Origin of the sequence: Actinomycetospora sp. NBC_00405, assembly GCF_036044095.1 — a bacterium.
GTDB classification, from domain to species: Bacteria; Actinomycetota; Actinomycetes; order Mycobacteriales; family Pseudonocardiaceae; genus Actinomycetospora; species Actinomycetospora callitridis.
In genome coordinates, this window is sequence record NZ_CP107938.1 from 1,044,430 (window position 1) to 1,062,592 (window position 18,163).

Here is an 18,163-nt window from a genome sequence, read left to right on the forward strand (position 1 = left end):
TACGGTGGGATGTCGCTCCGTCACGTGTCCCGGAGGTGATCAGCTCGTGAACGATGCTGGTGATGAGGGTGCGCTCATCGGGGCGCCCGTGGTGGACGGCGACTGGGAGTACCAGCCCGTCCGCCTCCCCCCGGACATCACGCGCATCTCGGCCACCGTGCAGCTCGGCATCCGTGCCGAGTTCGGGGGCTGGGAGCTCGCCCGCACGCTGCTCTACAGCGACGGGACACGGAAGGTCTGGCTGCGCCGCAAGGTCTCCCGCGCCCTCCAGGCCGGCCTCGCGACCTGACGTAGCGGCTTTCCTGGCACCCAGTGCAAGCCCTGCGGCCTCGCTGGCACTGGGTGCGCGGAATTCCGCTTCGTCAGCGAGGCGGTAGGAGCACCACCCGCCCGGTGGTCCGGCGCGCCTGGAGCTCCGTGAACGCCGCCGGCAGGTCCTCGAACGCGTACTCGGCGCCGACGAGCGGGTCGATCGCCCGCCGGTCCCAGAGCGCCTCGATCTCCCGCTGCCAGGCCGCCACGAGCTCCGGCGCCCGCTGCTGGTAGGCCGCCCAGTGCACGCCGAGCACGCCGTAGTTCTTCACCAGCGCGTGGTTGGTGGGGGCGTCGGCGATCCGCCCGCCGGCGAACCCGATCACCAGCAGGCGCCCCTCGAACGCCACGACCCGCCGCGCCGCGTCGAACAGGTCGCCGCCCACCGGGTCGTAGACGACGTCGACGCCGCGGCCGTCGGTGAGGTCGCGTACGGCGGTGACCAGGTCGTCGTGACCGACGACCACCTCGTCCGCCCCCAGCGCCCGCACCACCGCCGCCTTGGCCTCGTCGCCCACCTGCGCGATCACCCGGGCCCCGGCGGCGCGACCGAGCTGCACCGCGGCCGCCCCCACACCGCCCGCGGCGGCCAGGACGAGCAGCGTCTCGCCCGCGTCCAGCGTCGTGCGGTGGTGCAGCGCGCACCAGCCGGTCTGGTACGCCACGAAGAAGCCGGCGGCCTGGGCCGCGCTCATCCCCTCGGGCCACGGCCAGGTGGTGCGCAGCACCGCCTCCTCCGCGAAGCCGCCGTGCGGCATCGTCACGGGACCGAACACCCGCCGGCCGTCGTCGGTCACGCCCGCCACCTCGAGGCCGGGGGTGAACGGGGGCGGCACGCGCTCCTGGTACTCGCCGGCGGTGTAGAGGATGTCGGCGAAGTTCAGGGCCGCGGCCGCCACCCGCACGCGCGTCCCGTCCCCCGCCGAGGGGCTCGGGACGTCGGCGATCTCGAGCACCTCGTCGAACGGCCCGTACCGCGGCACCCGCCAGGCGCGCACGCTCAGCCGTCCCCGTGCAGCGGCGGCGGGGCGCCGGCGTCGGCCGGGCCCGGGACGCCGCGGAACCGGAAGGGCGCCGGCTCGCGACCGGGCTGGACGAACCAGCACTCCCCCGATTCACCCTTCTCCACCATCGACGACACGGCGTCGGCGACGTCGGACGCGCCGAGCAGCGGGAACGCGCCGAACCGGTCGCGGACGTCCGCGATCAGCGCGGTGTCGGTGAAGCCGGGGCAGACCGCCATCACCCGGATCGGCTCGCCGGCCAGGCTCGCCGCCGCGGACCGCACGTAGCCGACGACGGCGTGCTTGGACAAGGTGTAGATCGCGTCGCCCGGCATGCCGACGAGGCCCGCGAGCGAGGACGTCGCGATCACGGTGCCGCCGCCCGCGCGCCGCAGCGCCGGGAGCGCGGCGTTGAGCCCGAACACGACGTGGTCGACGTTGACGCCCATCACCCGGCGGTAGGCGGCGACGTCGAGGGCGTCGATCCCCGACTGGCCGCCCACCGATCCGGCGTTGAGCACGACGAGGTCGAGGCGCCCGCCCCAGGTCTCCACCTCGTCGACCGCGGCCCCCATGGCCGTGTCCGACGTGACGTCGCAGGCCACGGCGAGCCCCGAGCACTCCGCCGCCACCCGCGTCGCGGCCTCGGCGTCGCGGTCGACCACGGCCACCCGGTGGCTCTCCGCGGCGAGCCGGGCGCACACCGCGGCCCCGATCCCGGCGCCTCCTCCGGTGACGAGAGCGACAGGGGCTCCGTCGCTCAGCACCGGCGCAGGATCTTCTCGAGCACCCGCGTCCCGAACTGCAGGGCGTCGACCGGCACGCGCTCGTCGATGCCGTGGAAGAGCGCGGTGAAGTCGAGGTCCGGGGGCAGCCGCAGCGGCGCGAACCCGAAGCAGCGCATCCCGAGCTTCTCGAACGCCTTGGCGTCGGTGCCGCCGGACATCATGTAGGGCAGCGTGTGGGCCTGCGGGTCCTCCTCCTGCACCGCCTGCGTCATGACGTCGACGAGCTCGCCGTCGAAGCTCGTCTCGACGGCCTGCAGGTTGCGGATCCACTCGCGCTCGACGTCGGGGCCGAGGATCTCGTCGAGCTCGCGCTCGAAGGCCTCCTGGCGCCCCGGCAGCACGCGGCAGTCGATGGTGGCCTCGGCGACCGACGGGATGACGTTCGCCTTGTAGCCCGCCGAGAGCATCGTCGGGTTCGCGGTGTCGCGGGTGGTCGCGCCGACGACGCGGGCGACCCCGCCGAGCTTCGCCACCGCACCGTCGAGGGCGGCCGCGGAGTCGGTCGGGAACTCGATCCCCGTGAGCGCCGTGATCTCGTCGAAGAAGCCCTGCACCGACTCGGTGAGCACCAGCGGGAAGCGGTGGCGGCCCAGCCGGGCGACGGCCTCGGCGAGGATCGTCACGGCGTTCTCGTCGTGGACCATCGACCCGTGCCCCGGCCGGGAGCGCACGCGCAGCCGCATCCAGGCGATCGACTTCTCCGCGGTCATCACGGGGTAGACGCGGACGTCCTCACCGAGGGTCAGCGAGAAGCCGCCGACCTCGCCGAGCGCCTCGGTGCAGCCCTCGAACAGATCGGGACGGTTCTCGGCGAGCCAGTGCGAGCCGTAGGCGCCACCGGCCTCCTCGTCGGCGAGGAAGGCGAACACGAGGTCGCGCGGGGGGACGGTGCCCTCGGCGGCGAACTGACGCGCGAGCGCCAGGATCATCGCGTCCATGTCCTTCATGTCCACCGCGCCCCGGCCCCAGACGTAGCCGTCCTGGACCGAGCCGGACAGGGGGTGGACCGACCACTCGCTCTCGTCGAAGGGCACGACGTCGAGGTGCCCGTGCACGAGCAGCGCGGGGCGCTCGGGATCGGCGCCCTTCAGCCGCGCGAACACGTTGTGTCGCCCGGGAGCCCCGGACTCGATCACCTCGGTCTCGTACCCCACCTCGCGCAACTTCGCGTCCACGTAGGCGGCGGCCTCGGCCTCGCCCGTGGTCGTCGCGAGCTCTCCGGTGTTCTGGCTGTCGATCTGGATGAGCTCGCTGGTCAGCGACACGACCTCGTCCTCGGCACGACCCATGCGCCGCATCCTGCCACCCACCGTGATCGGGCTGCGCGGCGTCGTCTACGCTCATTTCTCGCAAGTCCGAGTGGCGGAATGGCAGACGCGCTAGCTTGAGGTGCTAGTGCCCTAGTAGGGCGTGGGGGTTCAAGTCCCCCCTCGGACACCCTGTGGACGTCGAGGGCCCGGTGAGGGCCAGGCGGGTGAGCGTTCAGCTCCGCGACCGTCCGGCGAGCTTGTCGCGCATCCGGTCGACCATCCCCACCCCGGGCCCGGCCAGCTTGTAAAAGAGCTCGGCGTTCGGGGTGCGGCCGCGTCGGCGCCAGCTTCTTGGCCCGGTCCACTTTCTCGCGCAGATCGACGAGCGTCTCCCGCGGCAACTGCTCGCGCAGACGGGGGAACTGCTCGTCCTCGGCGTCGTGCTCGGTGACCTCCCGGCCGTCCGGCAGGTGCTCGCGCATGGCGGGGTAGACGTACATCTCCTCCGCCACCGAGTGCCGCACGAGTTCGCCGATGACCGTGTCGGCGAGGTCGCGACGCTCCTCGGGGTCCGTCGTCGTCCGCAGGCGGTCGAGGATGTCGAGCGCCTCCCGGTGGTCGGTGGTGAGCTCGTCGACGACGTCGAGGTCGGTGCGCTGGTCAGCCATGGTGGCCTCCTGCGTGGTGGAGCGCCCCGTGCTGGACGAGCCGCAGGGTTGCCCGCACGCTGCGCGGGACATGTCGGCACGCCGACGAAGGGACGCGGATGACGGACAGGCCGCCGGGCGCACCGTGCTGGGCCGAGCTCGACGTCGGGGAGCCGGACGCCGCCCGGGCCTTCTACGCCGCCGTGCTCGGTTGGACGTACACCGGACACGGCGTGGCGCCGCACCACCGGACCTCGGCGCTCGCCGACGGCCGGCCCGTGGCCGCGCTCGGCTCTCCCGGCGCCACGACGCCGCCCGCCTGGACCCTCTACCTGGCCGTCGACGACGTCGACGCCGCTGCGGAGCACCTCGAGGAGCTCGGCGGCGAGGTGCTCCACGGGCCCGAGGACGACGACGCCGGCGGGCGCCTGCTCGTCGCGATCGACGCCGGCGCCGCCGTGGTGGGCCTGTGGGAGTCCGACGACGACGTCCCGGCGCCGTCGCCCGGCCGGCTGTGCTGGGCCGAGGCGGCCTCGGCGGAGCCGGGCACCACGCGGACCTTCTACCGGGAGCTGCTCGGGTGGGGCTTCACCGACGGCGCCGACGTGGGTCACCTCGTGGCGAGCACCGGCGACCGGCCCGTGGCCGGGATCGGGATCGCGGGCGATGCGCTGCCCCACTGGCTCCCGTTCTTCGCGGCGACCGACGTCGACGCCGCGGTCGAGGCCGCCCGCGGCGCCGGCGGCGAGGTCGTGACGCCGGTGGCGCCGGGTCCGCGCGGGCGTCACGCCACCCTGGCCGACCCCGCGGGCGCGCACTTCGGTGTGATCGAGGTCGGCTGAGTCGTCGACCGTCCGGGCGGTCCTGGATCGGTACTGTCGATCCGGGATGCCGAACGCACGGGGGGACGTCGCCGCGCCCCCGTCGCGCCGTGCGCCGCGGGGTCCGTGGTGGATCTGGCTGCTCCTCGCGGTCCTGCCCTGGACGTGGTTCCCCTTGCGCGACCAGCTGGGGCTCGTCGGTGACGTGGTGGCGATCGTGCTGCCGGTGCTCGCCGTGGTGGCGGCGGTCGCCGCCCTCGTCGTGGGACGACAGCGTGGGCTCGTCGCCGCGGTGTCGGTGCTGGTCGCCGGGACGGTGGCGGTGGTGGGGCCCTGGACGCCGGTCGACACCGGGCCGGTCCGGCCCGGCGCCGCGGTGACGGTGGCGAGCGCCAACGTCACCGGGCTCGAGACGACGCTGCCCGCACTCCGGGCGGCCGCCGCCGACGTGCTCGTCGTCGTCGAGGACACCCGCAGCATCGACCGGGAGCTCGACGAGGACCACCCGCATCGCGTCTACAGCCGCGGGACGCCGTCCGTCGGGGTGTACAGCCGGTTCCCGGTGCGGCTCCTCGACGGGACCGGCCCGGACCTGCCCGGGTTGCGGGTGGCGGTCGACGCACCGACGCCGTTCGTGCTCTACGCGATGCACGTGCCGCGTCCGTGGTGGACCGGCGGCGGGAGCTACCAGGCCACCCCCGCCGAGCACCGCCGCCTCGTCGTCGCCCTCGCGGACCGCGTCGCCCACGAGCCGGGCCCCGTGGTGGTGGCCGGGGACCTCAACTCGACCGACCGCGGCCGCGACTACCGGCTGCTGGCCGACGACACCGGCCTCACCGACGTCATGCGCGACGGCTGGACCGGGCCCACCTCGGTCACGCAGTGGCAGGCGTTCCTCCTGCGCATCGACCACCTCATGGTCGGTCCGGGCTGGTGCGGCGAGGGCCCGCGGCGCTTCCCGCTCGCGGGCTCCGACCACGACGGCATCACCGCCGGCGTCGGGCCCTGCGCCTGACGGTCAGCTCGCGGACCCGACCTCGTCGCCGACCGTGATCGTGCCCGAGGTGAGGACGCGGAAGATCGCGCCGCCGCGGCCGTGCATCGCCCGGGCCGCGCCCGGCCCGATCGTCTCGTCCATCACCCGGCACGGGGCAGCCCGGCGGACCACCTCGAGCACGACGTCACCGACGACCAGGCGGCTGCCGGGCTCGGTCGGCACCTCGCCGTGATCGAGGGTCAGGGTGCGGCGCGTCCGGTCCTCGGGCACGGGGGCTCCGAGCGCCTCGGCGGCGGCCGCGAGGTCGTCACGGCTCTGCACGGAGACGTGGCGGTGCCGCGTGCCGTGGTAGCGGTCGCCGACGAGACCGCGCCCCGCCTCGGCCTCGACCCGGTCCACCGCGACCATCGGCGCCTTGCGCGCCGGGGCGGTGTGCAGGGCGGCGACCCGCATCGTCATGGCCCACCTCCACCTCGGAGAGGTCGGGCGTGGGCCTCGTCATTCCCCGGCGGACGCGCCGTTTCTGGCCCGCGGCGACGCGGGTAGCTTCGCCCGACCGACCCTGCCCGAGGCCGCGGAGACCTACCGGCGCGCCGGCCACTGGCGGGACCGGACGCACCTCGACGACCTCCGGGACGAGCTGGCACGCGACCCCGGCCGCACGCTGCTCGTCGACCGCTCGCGTGGCCGGCGGCGGGTCCTGTCCGTCGCGGACGTCGTCGACGGCGTCGACCGGCTGGCCGCCGCGCTGCGGCCCCACGTCGGACCGGGCGACCGCGTCGCCTACCGCCTGGCCAACCGCTGGGAGACCGTCGCCCTGTTCTACGCGTGCGGTTGGCTGGGTGCGGTGGCCGTACCCTTGCCGTCCTCGCTGGGGCCGGCCCAGGTCGAGCAGCGGGCGACGGCGGTCGGCGCGGTCCTCGCCGTCGACGACGACGGCGCCGGACTGATCGACCTGGACGATCTCCCGGACGCCGCCGACGCACCCACGCGCGACGCGGAGATCGGCCCCGACGACGTCGCGCTCGTGCTGTTCACCTCCGGGACGACCGGGACGTCGAAGGCCGTGCTCCACACCGCGAACACCCTCCACGCGAGCACCTGCGGTGCCCTGGGTGCGCTGGTGTGCGAGGACCCGGGCCCCGACCCGCGCGTCATGACCCCGTCGGTGGCGACCCACGCGATCGGCGTGATGACCAGCGCGCTGAGCCCGCTGCTGCACCGCCACTGCGCGGTGCTCGACGACGACGGCAGCCCGGAGGCGGTGCTGCGGGCGGTGCACGAGGAGCAGGTCACCCACCTGCTCGTCGGTCCCCGCGGCTACGACTCCCTGCTCGACGCGCTCGGTCCCGACGGCGCCGGTGATGCCCCGCCGAGCCTGCGGATGATCGCCCTCGGCGGAGCCCCCCTGGCCCGCAACGTCCTGCGCAAGGCCGACCGGCTCCCCGCCGTCCTGCGGATCCACTGGGGCATGACCGAGGTGCCCGGGGGTGGCGTCTCGCGCGGGCAGGAGGCTCCCGGCACCTCCTGGCACACCATGGGACACCCCGTCCCCGGCCTCGAGCGCGAGCTCCGCGCGGTGCCCGGCGGCGAGGAGGGACTCGGCGAGGTGGTCGTGCGCGGACCGCAGGTGACCGTCGGCCTGCTCGACACGGGCGACGGCCACCTCGTGTGGTCGCCGGCCGACGACGACGGCTGGTACGCCACCGGCGACATCGCCGACCGCGACACCACCGGCGAGCTCGCCTTCGTCGACCGCGACTCCGACGAGATCAAGGGCTCGAGCGGCATGATCATCCCGGGTGCGGAGGTGGAGGACCTCCTCGCGGGCCACCCGGACGTCGACGAGGTCGTCCTCGTGGCCTTCCACCCCTCGGAGCAGGCCGAGGCCCCGGCGGCGGTCGTCGTCCCGGTCGACGGGCGGGCGCCCACCCTCCAGGACCTCCAGCAGCACCTGCGCGACCAGGGCACCACCGAGTGGTACCTGCCCGAGCGCCTCGAGGTGGTCGACGTCCTCCCCCGCGACCCGCAGGGCAAGGTGGACAAGAAGGCCCTGCGCGCCCGGATCGACGAGGGCGCGTGAGCCCGCACCGACGCCGTCACCGATCACCGAGAACACCGAGGACACCTGGTCTCGGCCACGGCCGCGTCCTCACCGGGGAGCTCTGAGCGGGGCACCCCGGGACGTCAGTCCTCCTCGTCCTCGTCGTCGTCCTCGTCGTCGTCCTCCCCGTCGTCCTCCCCGTCGGCGTGCTCCTCCGCCTCGGACGAATCGGTGCTGTTCCGGTCGGTGCTGTTCCGGTCGGTGCTGTCCCGGTCGGTGGTGTCCCGGTCGGGGATCGCCCGACCCGCCGTGCTCTGTCCGGGGCGGCCCGTTCCGGTCCTGTCCGGCTCGTCACCACCGGACCGGGGCCGGGGATCGTCCCTGTCGGTCGCGGACGCGCTCGGGGTGCCACGGGACGGACCGGACTGCTCTGCCCGTTCGGCCCGGGAGCGTTCCGTGGTGGGACGTTCGGCCCGGGGCCGCTCCGTGGTGGGACGTTCGGCCCGGGGCCGCTCCGTGGTGGGACGTTCGGCCCGGGGCCGCTCCGTGGTGGGACGTTCGGCCCGGGGCCGCTCCGTCGTGGGACGTTCCGCCCGGGAGCGTTCCGTGGTGGGACGTTCGGCCCGGGGCCGCTCCGTGGTGGGACGTTCCGCCCGGGAGCGTTCCGTGGTGGGGCGTTCGGCCCGGGGGCGTTCCGGGGCGGGCCGTTCCGCACGGGGCCGCTCCGTCGTGGGCCGTTCCGCACGGCGCTCGGTCCGTGACCGGGCGGTCGACGGCCGGTCGGCGGTCGCCCGGTCCGACGCGCTCCCCGACGACCGCGCGTGGGAGGAGCGGTGCGGCGTGTGCCCTGCAGCGTCGCTCCGCCGGGCGGAACCGGCCCGCGGACCCTGCGGCCCACTCCCCTGGGACGTGCCGGCTTCGACCTCGTCGTGGAGCGCCCGGTACCGCACCTGGAGCCGCGCTGAGGTGCGGTCCTGCGACTTCACCGCCAGCCGGCGCTCGGCACGGGCCAGCGCGATCCGGGCCTCCGACAGATCGCCCCGTGCCAGGGCCGCCGAGGCGTGGTCGAGGTCGGCGGACGTCGCCACCGCGTCCGCGCGGCGAGCTCCCGAGGTCGGGCCCGTCGTGCCCCACAGGAGCACCACGACGAGGCCCGCGACGGCGGCCGCGGCCACCGAGGTGCCGGAGAGCAGCCGCCGGGGGCGGGGTGAGGTCGCGCGGGCACGGGTCAGCAGAGCGGCGGCCCGGTCCACGTCCACCGACCACGTCTCCGGGTGCTGCCGGACGGACCGCCGCCACACGATCAGGGTGACGGCGAGCTCGCGCTCGACGTCCTCGTCCAGGTCGCCGACGACCGGTTCGTCGACGGCGCGGCCCGCGACGACGCCGTCGAGGAGGGCGTCGTCCGCCGCGAGGTCGGCGCTCCACTCGTCGTGGGGACACGCGCCGTGGGGGCACGCTGCGCCGGGGCACTGCTCGTGCCCGCCGGTGGTCATCCCCGGCCCCGATGACCCGCCGGCGTGCCGGAGACATCCGGGTCGGTCGGCTCGGGCTCCCGCCGCCCCGGACGTCGGGCGGCGACGTCGACCGCCAGCATCTGGCGCAGGCGGCACAGCGCCCGGTGCTGCGCGATGCGGACCGCGCCGAGCGTGATCCCGGTGGCGTCGGCGACCTCGTCGACACTCAGCCCGACCACCGTGCGCAGGAGGAGGACCTCGCGCTGCCGGTCGGGAAGGTGCTCCAGCAGGAGGTGCAGCCGGTGCCGGACCGCGGCGTCGACCGCCAGCTGCTCGGGCCCCGAGGCGCTCTCGGTGATCTCGAGCAGCTCGGGGACGTCCGAGGTGGCCGCGCTGCGATCCCGGCCGAGCGACCGGAAGGCGTTCGCTGTCTTGTGGGCGGCGATCCCGTACACGAAACCGAGGAACGGGCCGTCCTCGCGTCGCCAACGGGAGAGAGCGGTGATCACGGAGAGCAACACGTCCTGGGTCAGATCCTCGGGTGACATGGTCGGCCGCTCACGCCCCCCGAGTCGGGCGCGGCAATACCGGTGCACGATCGGCGCGAGCCGGGCCAGCAATTCCTCGAGCGCTCGCGGGTGCCCCTGCGACGCCTCCGCCGCCTGCACGTCGAGGTCGTCGACGACCACGGTGTCCCCCATTCCCCCCGTAGCTCCGGGCGCTCCGGCGCACCATTCCTGCGTGGTGGCCGCCGCCGATCCGATCGCCGGACCGAGGACGTTGCCCTCTCGACGAGGCGGCCACTCCGCGCGCCGGGGAAGAAGGTCGACTGTGCTCCCCACCGGCGGCGCGGACAAGGAATCGTTATCGCTCCGAAGCCAGTGGCGACGCTCTCCGGTGTCAAGGCACGCGGGGAGCCGCCCGAGAAGACGGAGAGTGACGAGCCCGCTCCGCAGAGACGGCAGACGGACGAGTGGGCTCCGGTGGGGAACGCTCCGCGAGGCGGCTTCCAAGGGGCGTCGTCCGCGTCCTTTCGCGCGGCAGGGTGGGGCCGACTGTGACCGCCTGTGTTCGTTCGACGGCTTGCGGGCAGCACTGAGCGTTGCTATCGATCCTTTCCTAGGGCCGAACGAGTGAATGAATGACGGAGTTCGGACACGGAGTAACAGGCGCAGGGGCGCCGGTGAACTGGAACATGACAGTCGACACACGGTGATGGGCCCGGGGGGCGTCATGGAGGGACCGCGAGGAGACCGATCCTCTCGTCCGCGCGGGCGTGCCGGCCGACCCCGCACCGGGTCGCCGGGCGACGGGGGCTCCCGGGTACGGACCCGCTCCCATTCCGCAGGAACGGCCGTGCGCAACCGGACGCGACGGAGGGAAGCGGCATGACCATCATCTCCGATCCTCTCCAGTACAACGAGGACGACCTGTTCGTCGACCTGCATTCCGTGGTCGGCCACTCGCTGTTCCTCAAGTGCGAGGGATTCAACTTTGCGGGCTCCATCAAATTGAAGGCGGCCGTCGGGATGATCGAGGCGGCCGAGCGCGAGGGGCTGCTCAACCAGTGGTCGATCCTCGTCGAGTCGTCGTCGGGGAACCTCGGCGTGGCCCTGGCCATGGCGGCCGCGAGCAAGGGCTACCGATTCCTCTGCGTGACCGACTCGCGGTGCAACGACGCCACCCGCCGCCTCATCCAGGTCCTGGGCAGCGGTGTCCACGTCGTCACGGAGCCGGACCCCGTCGGCGGCCTCCTCGGCGCTCGGCTCGATCACATCCAGCGGCTCTGCGCGTCCAGCTCGCGCTACGTCTGGCTCGACCAGTACGCCAACCCGAACAACTGGATGGCGCACCACCGCACGACGGCGCCCGCGATCGGCCGCCAGTTCCCCGACCTCGACGTCCTGTTCGTCGGCGCGGGCACGACGGGGACGTTGATGGGCTGCGCGCGCTGGTTCCGTCGGTGGCGCCCGCAGGTGCACATCGTCGCCATCGATGCTGCGGGCTCGGTGAGCTTCGGCGGCACGCCAGGTCGACGGCTCATCCCGGGGCTCGGGATGAGCGTGCCCCCGCCACAGCTCCACGCGTCCCTCGTCGACGACGTGGTCGTCGTCGAGGAGGAGGAAGCGATCCGCGCCTGCCACCGGCTGGCCGGCCGTGGGTACGTGTTCGGTGGCTCCACCGGGACCGTCGTCAGCGGCGCCGCCGCGTGGTTGGACCGGTACGGCGGGGCCGACCTCACGGCCGTTGCCATCGCCCCGGACCTCGGAGAGCGCTACCTCGACACCGTCTACTCGCCGTCCTGGCTGGGCGAGCACTTCGGCGACGGCGTCCTCGAGCCGCCGGTCGAGGTCGTCGCCGACGTCCGATCGGCCTGACCGCCGTGGCGACCGATGCCGCCACGGCGGCGCCCCGTAACGGACGACACCGCGCGCACCGTGTGGTGCCGATGACGATCGTGTCGCGAGGGCCGACGACTCCGGTGCCGGCGCGCCCGACGCCCCGGCCCCGGCCTCGGCCCCGTGTCCTGGTGCCGCTGGCGTCGCGCCCCGCTCCGAGCCCCGCGGACGCGCCCGGGAGCACCGAGACGCTGCTCGCCGAGGTGCTCGCCGGCGTCCTCGAGCGCGCCGAGGTCCCCACCGACGCCCACGTCTTCGACGACCTCGGCGCGGACTCGATGGTGATGGCGAAGTTCTGCGCCCGGGTCCGCAAGCACCCCGACCTGCCCTCGATCGCGATCAAGGACGTCTACACCCACCCCACGATCGCGAGCCTCGCCGCCTCCCTCGCCCCGAGCCCGTCACGAGCACCGGCTCCCGGGAGCACCGAGACGCTGCTCGCCGAGGTGCTCGCCGGCGTCCTCGAGCGCGCCGAGGTTCCCACCGACGCCCACGTCTTCGACGACCTCGGCGCGGACTCGATGGTGATGGCGAAGTTCTGCGCCCGGGTCCGCAAGCACCCCGACCTGCCCTCGATCGCGATCAAGGACGTCTACACCCACCCCACGATCGCGAGCCTCGCCGCCTCCCTCGCCCCCGCCCGGACCACGGAGCTCGTCCCGGCGACCGTCGAGGCCGAGCCCCCGCCGCGCCGGGCCGGGCGGCTCGCCTACGTCCTGTGCGGCGCGGCCCAGCTGCTGTTCTTCCTCGGCTACACCTACCTGGCGGCGACCATCACGACCTGGGCCTTCGAGTGGATGGTCGTCGCGCCCGACGAGGTGCACCTCTACGCGCGCGCCGTGGCCGTCGGCGCCTTCGGCTTCGCCGTCCTGTCGCTGCTGCCGATCGCGCTGAAGTGGCTGCTCGTCGGCCGCTGGCGGGCGCGGGAGTTCCCGATCTGGGGCGTCGCCTACCTGCGCCTCTGGATCGTCAAGACGCTGGTGCGCTCGAACCCGCTGGTGCTGTTCGCGGGCACGCCGATCTACCCGCTCTATCTCCGGGCCCTGGGAGCACGGATCGGCAAGGGCGCCGTTCTGCTCACCGAGCACGTGCCCGTGTGCACCGACCTGCTGACCGTCGGGCCGGGCGCGCTGGTCCGCAAGGACACGTTCCTCTCCACCCATCGCGCCCACGACGGACGCATGAGGACCGGCGCGGTGACCATCGGCGCCGGGGCCGTCGTCGGCGAGAACGTGGTGCTCGACATCGACACCGCGGTCGGCGACGACGCCACCGTCGGCCACGCCTCGTCCCTGCACCGCGGGCAGGCCGTGCCCGCGGGCGAGACCTGGCAGGGGTCGCCCGCGCGGCCGACCGACACGACGTTCCCGACGGTGGCCCCGCTGCCCTGCGGGAGGCTCCGCAAGGTCGTCTATTCCCTGGTCTCGCTGGTGGTCCTGCTCGCCGTCCTCCTGCCCATCTCCATCGGCGGGGCCGCCCTGCTGCTGATGGAGATCCCCCAGCTGCGGGCGATCATCGAGCCCGGGCCCGAGGCGCTGACCAGCCGCCTGTTCTGGACCGAGACGCTCATCGTGTCGGTGATCGCCGTGTTCGGCCTGCTGCTCGTCGGCCTGCTGATCGTGCTGACGCTGCCGCGCCTGCTGGCCCTCGGGGTGCGGCCCGACCGGGTGTACCCCCTCTACGGGGTGCGCTTCTGGTTGCACCGCTCGGTGGCCGCACTGACCAACGTCATGGCGTTCACCTACCTCTTCGGCGACAGCTCGGCCATCGCCCACTACCTCGGGCGGCTCGGCTACCGGATGCGCCCGCTGGTCCAGACCGGGTCCAACTTCGGGATGGCGGTGAAGCACGAGAGCCCGTACCTCACCCACGTCGGCGCCGGCACGGTGGTCGCGGACGGGTTGTCGGTGATGAACGCCGACTACTCGGCGACGTCGTTCCGGGTGTCACGCACCTCGATCGGCGCCCGCAACTTCCTCGGCAACCGGATCGCCTACCCGGCGCAGGGCCGGACCGGCGACGACTGCCTGCTCGCCACCAAGGTGATGGTCCCGATCGACGGTCCGCTCCGGGAGGGCGTCGGCCTGCTCGGCTCCCCCGCCTTCGAGATCCCGCGGACCGTCGCTCGGGACAGCGCCCTCGACCAGAGCCCCGAGGACCTGGCCCGCGGCGTGGCCGGCAAGAACCGGCACAACGGCGTGACGATGGCGCTGCACCTGCTCGTGCGCTGGTGGCTCGTCCTGGGGATGGCCGCGATCGTCGCCTGCATCGCCGCCGTGCCGGTCCGGCTCGGCGCCCTGGAGATGCTGGCCGCACAGTTGGTGATCCTCGTGTGGGGGTCGCTGTGGCTCGTGCTCGTGGAGCGGAGCGTGACCCGGCTGCAGTGCCGGGCCCCGGAGGGGCGGTCGATCTACGACCGGGCCTTCTGGCGCCACGAGCGCTTCTGGAAGGTCGCCCTCCCGGACTGGGTGATGCTGTTCAACGGCACGCCGTACAAGAACCTGGTCTGGCGCATGCTCGGCGTGCGGATCGGCAAGCGCGTCTTCGACGACGGCGTGAACCTCACCGAGCGCACGTTCGCCGCGATCGGTGACGAGTGCACCTTCAACGAGGGCTCGGTCGTGCAGGGCCACTCGCAGGAGGACGGCGCGTTCAAGTCCGACCACGTGTGGATCGGTGCGCGCGTCACCTTCGGCGTCGGCGCGTTCGCCCACTACGGCACGACGGTCGGCGACGACGCCGTCCTCGCCCCGGACACCTTCCTCATGAAGGGTGAGGAGGTGCCCCCGGGCGAGCGGTGGGGCGGCAATCCGGCCCGCGAGATGGCGGCGACGGAGGGACAGCGATGAGATCGAGGAGTGCCGACGTCGTCGCGGCCGCCCTGGCGGTGGCCGTGCTCGTCCTCGGCGCGGGGTGCGCGTCGGGCTCGGGGTCGGCCCCGGCCCCCGCACCGTCGTCGGCGCCGGGTCCGGTCGCCTCGGCGGCGCCCGCCGAGGACGATGCCGCGTCCCCGGAGACGCCCGATGGCCCGGTGCTCGCGTTCGGTGCGACGCACGTCTTCGCCGACGGCAACGCGGTGACCGTGTCTGCTCCGGTCGCCGGGGCCCCGGTGGCGGGCGCGCCGTTCCCGCGTGCCCTCGAGGTGACGGTCACCGTCCGGAACGGGACCCCGGCCGTCGAGGACCTGTCCCGGTTCGGGTTCGACGCCTCGGTACCCGGGCCGCCGGGGGCGACGGAGGACCGGGAGGCGCCGGCCGTCGACGACGGCCCGTCCGGGGCGTTGGCTCCCGGAGAGCAGCGGACCTTCCCGCTGCGCTTCGGCCTCCCCGACCCCGGGCCGGCCGAGGTCACCGTCGAGGTCGCGAAGGCCGACCAGACCGCGCCCGGGCAGGACGTCCCGGGGAGCGACGAGGCACCGGGCGCGGTGGTCGACTACGAAGGGCTGGTCTAGCCCTTCTCGACGAGCGGGGCGACCTCGGTGCCCAGGAGCTCGATCGAGTGCAGGAGATCCTCGTGCGCCAGGCGCGGGTTGGTCATCTGCAGGTTGATCCGCTCCACGCCGCCCAGCTGCTCGGAGACGCGCAGGACCTTCTCCGCCACGGTGCGCGGGTCGCCGACGAAGAACGCGCCCTCGGGGCCGCGCATGGCGTCGAACGCGCGCCGCGTCGGCGGCATCCCGCCGCGCTCGGCGGCGACCGTCGTGAACATCTCCTCCCACCCGGGGTAGAAGGAGTTCGTGGCCTTGGCGACGTCGTCCCCGAGGAAGCCGAAGCAGTGCAGACCCACCCGCAGCGCCTCCGGCGGGTGCCCGGCGTGCTCGCCCGCGCGGCGGTAGAGGTCGACGAGCGGGGCGAACTGCTTCGGCTCGCCCCCGATGATCGCGATCATCAGCGGCAGCCCGAGCAGCCCGGCCCGCGCGAACGACTCGGGCGTCCCGCCGACCCCGACCCAGATCGGCAGCCGTTCCTGCGCGGGCCGCGGGTAGACGGGCTGGTCGGTCAGCGCTGGGCGGTGCTTGCCCGACCAGGTCACCACCGGCGACTCGTTGATCTTCAGGAGCAGGTCGAGCTTCTCGGTGAACAGCTCGTCGTAGTCGGAGAACGCGAGCCCGAACAGCGGGAACGCCTCGACGAACGAGCCACGGCCGACGACGAGGTCGACGCGTCCGCGCGAGATGAGGTCGATCGTCGCGAACTCCTGGAAGACCCGGACCGGGTCGGCGGCCGACAGCACCGTCACCGCGCTGCGCAGGCGGATCCGTTCGGTGCGCGCGGCCGCGGCCGCGAGGATCACCGGGGGCGCGGCGTCGTAGTACTCGCTGCGGTGGTGCTCGCCGATCCCGTAGGAGTGCAGGCCGACGCGGTCGGCGAGCGCGATCTCCTCCAGGAGGTGCTCGAAGCGCTCCTCCGGGCCGATCTCGCGTCCGGACGAGGGGTCGGTGACGCGGGCGACGAAGCTGTCGACGCCGAGGAGCACGGGGGCTGTAGGACCAGCCACTAGAGGGCCTTCTGCAGGCGCGCGGCCAGGGTCGTGACGAACGCGGCCGGCTCGGCGAGGTCGCCGCCCTCGGCGAGCAGCGCCATGCCGTAGAGCAGCTCGGCGAGGTCCTTCTCCGCCTTCCCCTCCGACTGCGCGGACTGCAGCCCGGTGACCAGCGGGTGCGACGGGTTGAGCTCCAGGATCCGCTTGACCTTGGGCGGCTCCTGCCCCATCGCCCGGTACATCTTCTCCAGGGTCGGAGTGAGGTCGCCGGGGTCGCCGACGAGGCAGGCCGGCGAGGTGGTCAGGCGCGAGGAGAGGCGCACCTCCTTGACCTCCTCGGCGAGCTCGGTGCCCATCCACGAGAGCAGGTCGTCGAAGCCCTCGGGCGTCTCCTCGTCGTTGCCGAGGTCGACCTCGCCCTTGGCCACCGACGCGAGCGGAGTGCCGTCGTACTCGGTGACCGCGTCGACCCACACCTCGTCGACGGGGTCGGTGAGCAGCAGGACCTCGTAACCCTTCGCGCGGAACGCCTCGAGGTGCGGGGAGTTCTCCAGGCCCGAACGGGAGTCGCCGGTGGCGTAGTAGATCGAGTCCTGGCCCTCGGGCATGCGCTCCTTGTAGGCCGCGAGCGTCGTCGGCTCGTCGGCGCTGTGCGTCGACGGGAACGAGCAGATGTCGAGGATGGCCTTCTGGTTGTCGTGGTCGGAGAGCAGGCCCTCCTTGACGGCCTTCCCGAGCTCGCGCCAGAACGTCGCGTACTTCTCGGGCTCGTTCTCCTGCATCGCCTTGACGGTCTGCAGGACCTTGCGGACCAGCCGCTTGCGGATCATCTGGATCTGGCGGTCCTGCTGGAGGATCTCGCGCGAGACGTTGAGCGAGAGGTCCTGCGCGTCGACGACGCCCTTGACGAAGCGCAGGTACTCGGGGACGAGCGCCTCGCAGTCGTCCATGACGAACACGCGCTTGACGTAGAGCTGCACGCCGCGCTTGTGCTCGCGCATGAACAGGTCCATCGGCGCGTGGCTCGGCAGGAACAGCAGCGCCTGGTACTCGAACGTGCCCTCCGCGGAGAGCCGCATGGTCTCCAGCGGCTCCTGCCAGTCGTGCGAGACGTGGCGGTAGAACTCCGCGTACTCCTCGTCGCTGACCTCGGACTGCGAGCGCGCCCAGAGCGCCTTGCGGGAGTTGACGGGCTCCTGCGAGCCCTCCTCCTCGCCCGGGTTCAGCCGGATCGGCCAGGTGATGAAGTCGGAGTAGCGCTTGACGATGCGCCGCACCGTGTCCGGGTTCGCGTAGTCGTGCAGCGAGTCCTCGGCGTCCTCGGGCTTGAGGTGCAGGGTGATCGCGGTGCCCTGCGGGGCGTCCGGCACGGGCTCGAGGGTGTAGGTGCCCTCCCCCGTCGACTCCCAGTGCACGCCCTCGGCGGTGCCGGCCTTGCGGGTGGTCATCTCGACGCGGTCGGCGACCATGAAGCTCGAGTAGAAGCCGATCCCGAACTGGCCGATCAGCTCGGCGGTCTGCTCCTCGGAGTCGGCCGCCTTCATCGACGCGAGCATCTCGGCGGTGCCCGACTTGGCGATCGTCCCGATGAGCTCGACGACCTCCTCGCGCGTCATACCGATGCCGTTGTCGCGGACGGTCAGCGTGCGCGCCTCGGCGTCGGTGACGAGCTCGACGTGGAGGTCCTCGGTCTCGACCGCGACGTCCTTGTCGACGTAGCTCGCGAGCCGGACCTTGTCGAGCGCGTCCGAGGCGTTGGACACCAGCTCGCGCAGGAAGACGTCCTTGTCGGAGTAGATCGAGTGGATCATCAGCTGGAGCAGCTGACGGGCCTCGGCCTGGAACTCGATCGTCTCGCTCATACGTCCTCTCCCCGGGGTGGGTCTCGCGGTGCGCTGTCGAGGATATCGACTGCTCGCCGCGAGCTCCGGGGAGCGGGGCGGGGTGCCGAGATCGACGGTG

Annotated in this window: 15 protein-coding genes, 1 tRNA gene and 1 pseudogene; 8 read left to right on the top strand and 9 right to left on the bottom strand. The window is 73.4% G+C overall.

The features are described from left to right. Window positions 1–46: 46 nt before the first annotated feature. On the top strand, window positions 47–289 hold the full coding sequence (locus tag OG774_RS05125; protein WP_274190422.1) for a DUF5703 family protein: 243 nt from the start codon (window positions 47–49) through the stop codon (window positions 287–289). A 73-nt stretch (window positions 290–362) separates the two neighbouring features. Here OG774_RS05125 and OG774_RS05130 read toward each other — a convergent pair whose 3' ends face one another. Genes OG774_RS05130 through OG774_RS05140 form a run of 3 tightly spaced genes read right to left on the bottom strand, consistent with a single transcriptional unit; the run spans window position 363 to window position 3,393 of the window. Further along, window positions 363–1,310, bottom strand: a complete 948-nt coding sequence (locus tag OG774_RS05130) for an NADPH:quinone oxidoreductase family protein (protein ID WP_328307301.1) — start codon at window positions 1,308–1,310, stop codon at window positions 363–365. A 2-nt stretch (window positions 1,311–1,312) separates the two neighbouring features. Next, window positions 1,313–2,083 (bottom strand): SDR family oxidoreductase, encoded by a 771-nt coding sequence (locus OG774_RS05135; RefSeq protein ID WP_328307303.1) that lies wholly within the window; start codon window positions 2,081–2,083, stop codon window positions 1,313–1,315. Further along, a complete protein-coding gene (locus OG774_RS05140; protein ID WP_328307305.1) occupies window positions 2,077–3,393 on the bottom strand; it encodes a M20/M25/M40 family metallo-hydrolase in 1,317 nt (438 codons plus the stop codon). The genes OG774_RS05135 and OG774_RS05140 overlap by 7 nt, the downstream gene beginning before the upstream one ends. A 64-nt stretch (window positions 3,394–3,457) precedes the next feature. On the opposite strand from OG774_RS05140, the gene OG774_RS05145 reads away from it, so the two are divergent. Then, window positions 3,458–3,541: transfer RNA gene (locus OG774_RS05145), tRNA-Leu, on the top strand. A gap of 274 nt (window positions 3,542–3,815) precedes the next feature. Here OG774_RS05145 and OG774_RS05150 read toward each other — a convergent pair. Beyond that, window positions 3,816–4,094, bottom strand: a pseudogene (locus OG774_RS05150) (hemerythrin domain-containing protein); the annotation flags it as partial. 26 nt (window positions 4,095–4,120) lie between these two features. Between OG774_RS05150 and OG774_RS05155 the strand changes: the two are divergent. Both OG774_RS05155 and OG774_RS05160 read left to right on the top strand, forming a co-directional pair. Further along, on the top strand, window positions 4,121–4,843 hold the full coding sequence (locus tag OG774_RS05155; RefSeq protein WP_328307307.1) for a VOC family protein: 723 nt from the start codon (window positions 4,121–4,123) through the stop codon (window positions 4,841–4,843). A 46-nt stretch (window positions 4,844–4,889) separates the two neighbouring features. Beyond that, the gene (locus OG774_RS05160) at window positions 4,890–5,837 is read left to right on the top strand and encodes an endonuclease/exonuclease/phosphatase family protein (protein WP_328307309.1); all 948 of its coding nucleotides are present in this window, start codon (window positions 4,890–4,892) and stop codon (window positions 5,835–5,837) included. A 3-nt stretch (window positions 5,838–5,840) separates the two neighbouring features. Here OG774_RS05160 and OG774_RS05165 read toward each other — a convergent pair whose 3' ends face one another. After that, complete coding sequence (locus OG774_RS05165) at window positions 5,841–6,278, bottom strand: MOSC domain-containing protein (protein WP_328307311.1); 438 nt, start codon at window positions 6,276–6,278, stop codon at window positions 5,841–5,843. On the opposite strand from OG774_RS05165, the gene OG774_RS05170 reads away from it, so the two are divergent. Continuing rightward, on the top strand, window positions 6,277–7,902 hold the full coding sequence (locus OG774_RS05170) for a class I adenylate-forming enzyme family protein (RefSeq protein WP_328307313.1): 1,626 nt from the start codon (window positions 6,277–6,279) through the stop codon (window positions 7,900–7,902). The two genes, OG774_RS05165 and OG774_RS05170, sit on opposite strands and share 2 nt — an antisense overlap. A gap of 104 nt (window positions 7,903–8,006) precedes the next feature. Here the strand turns inward: OG774_RS05170 and OG774_RS05175 are convergent, their stop codons facing one another. Then, the gene (locus OG774_RS05175) at window positions 8,007–9,359 is read right to left on the bottom strand and encodes a hypothetical protein (RefSeq protein ID WP_328307315.1); all 1,353 of its coding nucleotides are present in this window, start codon (window positions 9,357–9,359) and stop codon (window positions 8,007–8,009) included. Beyond that, window positions 9,356–10,021 (bottom strand): sigma-70 family RNA polymerase sigma factor, encoded by a 666-nt coding sequence (locus OG774_RS05180; protein WP_328307317.1) that lies wholly within the window; start codon window positions 10,019–10,021, stop codon window positions 9,356–9,358. Before OG774_RS05180 ends, OG774_RS05175 begins: the two co-directional genes overlap by 4 nt. Before the next feature lie 687 nt (window positions 10,022–10,708). Here OG774_RS05180 and sbnA point away from each other — a divergent pair. The 3 genes from sbnA to OG774_RS05195 all read left to right on the top strand — a co-directional run bounded on the left by sbnA (window position 10,709) and on the right by OG774_RS05195 (window position 15,170). Beyond that, on the top strand, window positions 10,709–11,698 hold the full coding sequence (gene sbnA / locus OG774_RS05185; protein WP_328307319.1) for a 2,3-diaminopropionate biosynthesis protein SbnA: 990 nt from the start codon (window positions 10,709–10,711) through the stop codon (window positions 11,696–11,698). Window positions 11,699–11,850: 152 nt separating this feature from the next. After that, entirely contained in the window at window positions 11,851–14,568 is a 2,718-nt protein-coding gene (locus OG774_RS05190; protein ID WP_328307321.1) for a Pls/PosA family non-ribosomal peptide synthetase, read from the top strand. Further along, window positions 14,565–15,170, top strand: a complete 606-nt coding sequence (locus OG774_RS05195) for a hypothetical protein (RefSeq protein WP_328307323.1) — start codon at window positions 14,565–14,567, stop codon at window positions 15,168–15,170. Before OG774_RS05190 ends, OG774_RS05195 begins: the two co-directional genes overlap by 4 nt. On the opposite strand, the gene OG774_RS05200 is transcribed toward OG774_RS05195, so the two are convergent. Together OG774_RS05200 and htpG are read right to left on the bottom strand one after the other, a co-directional pair. After that, the gene (locus OG774_RS05200; RefSeq protein WP_328307325.1) at window positions 15,167–16,195 is read right to left on the bottom strand and encodes an Atu2307/SP_0267 family LLM class monooxygenase; all 1,029 of its coding nucleotides are present in this window, start codon (window positions 16,193–16,195) and stop codon (window positions 15,167–15,169) included. The two genes, OG774_RS05195 and OG774_RS05200, sit on opposite strands and share 4 nt — an antisense overlap. Window positions 16,196–16,215: 20 nt before the next feature. Next, entirely contained in the window at window positions 16,216–18,063 is a 1,848-nt protein-coding gene (htpG, locus tag OG774_RS05205) for a molecular chaperone HtpG (protein ID WP_328307327.1), read from the bottom strand. Window positions 18,064–18,163: the final 100 nt, after the last annotated feature.

Coding starts and splice junctions, on each gene's coding strand:
- OG774_RS05155 (WP_328307307.1), top strand. CDS start 4,121: ATGACGGACAGGCCGCCGGGCGCACCGTGCTGGGCCGAGCTCGACGTC.
- OG774_RS05175 (WP_328307315.1), bottom strand. CDS start 9,359: ATGACCACCGGCGGGCACGAGCAGTGCCCCGGCGCAGCGTGCCCCCAC.
- OG774_RS05170 (WP_328307313.1), top strand. CDS start 6,277: ATGGCCCACCTCCACCTCGGAGAGGTCGGGCGTGGGCCTCGTCATTCC.
- OG774_RS05160 (WP_328307309.1), top strand. CDS start 4,890: ATGCCGAACGCACGGGGGGACGTCGCCGCGCCCCCGTCGCGCCGTGCG.
- htpG (WP_328307327.1), bottom strand. CDS start 18,063: ATGAGCGAGACGATCGAGTTCCAGGCCGAGGCCCGTCAGCTGCTCCAG.
- OG774_RS05165 (WP_328307311.1), bottom strand. CDS start 6,278: ATGACGATGCGGGTCGCCGCCCTGCACACCGCCCCGGCGCGCAAGGCG.
- sbnA (WP_328307319.1), top strand. CDS start 10,709: ATGACCATCATCTCCGATCCTCTCCAGTACAACGAGGACGACCTGTTC.
- OG774_RS05195 (WP_328307323.1), top strand. CDS start 14,565: ATGAGATCGAGGAGTGCCGACGTCGTCGCGGCCGCCCTGGCGGTGGCC.
- OG774_RS05180 (WP_328307317.1), bottom strand. CDS start 10,021: ATGGGGGACACCGTGGTCGTCGACGACCTCGACGTGCAGGCGGCGGAG.
- OG774_RS05140 (WP_328307305.1), bottom strand. CDS start 3,393: ATGGGTCGTGCCGAGGACGAGGTCGTGTCGCTGACCAGCGAGCTCATC.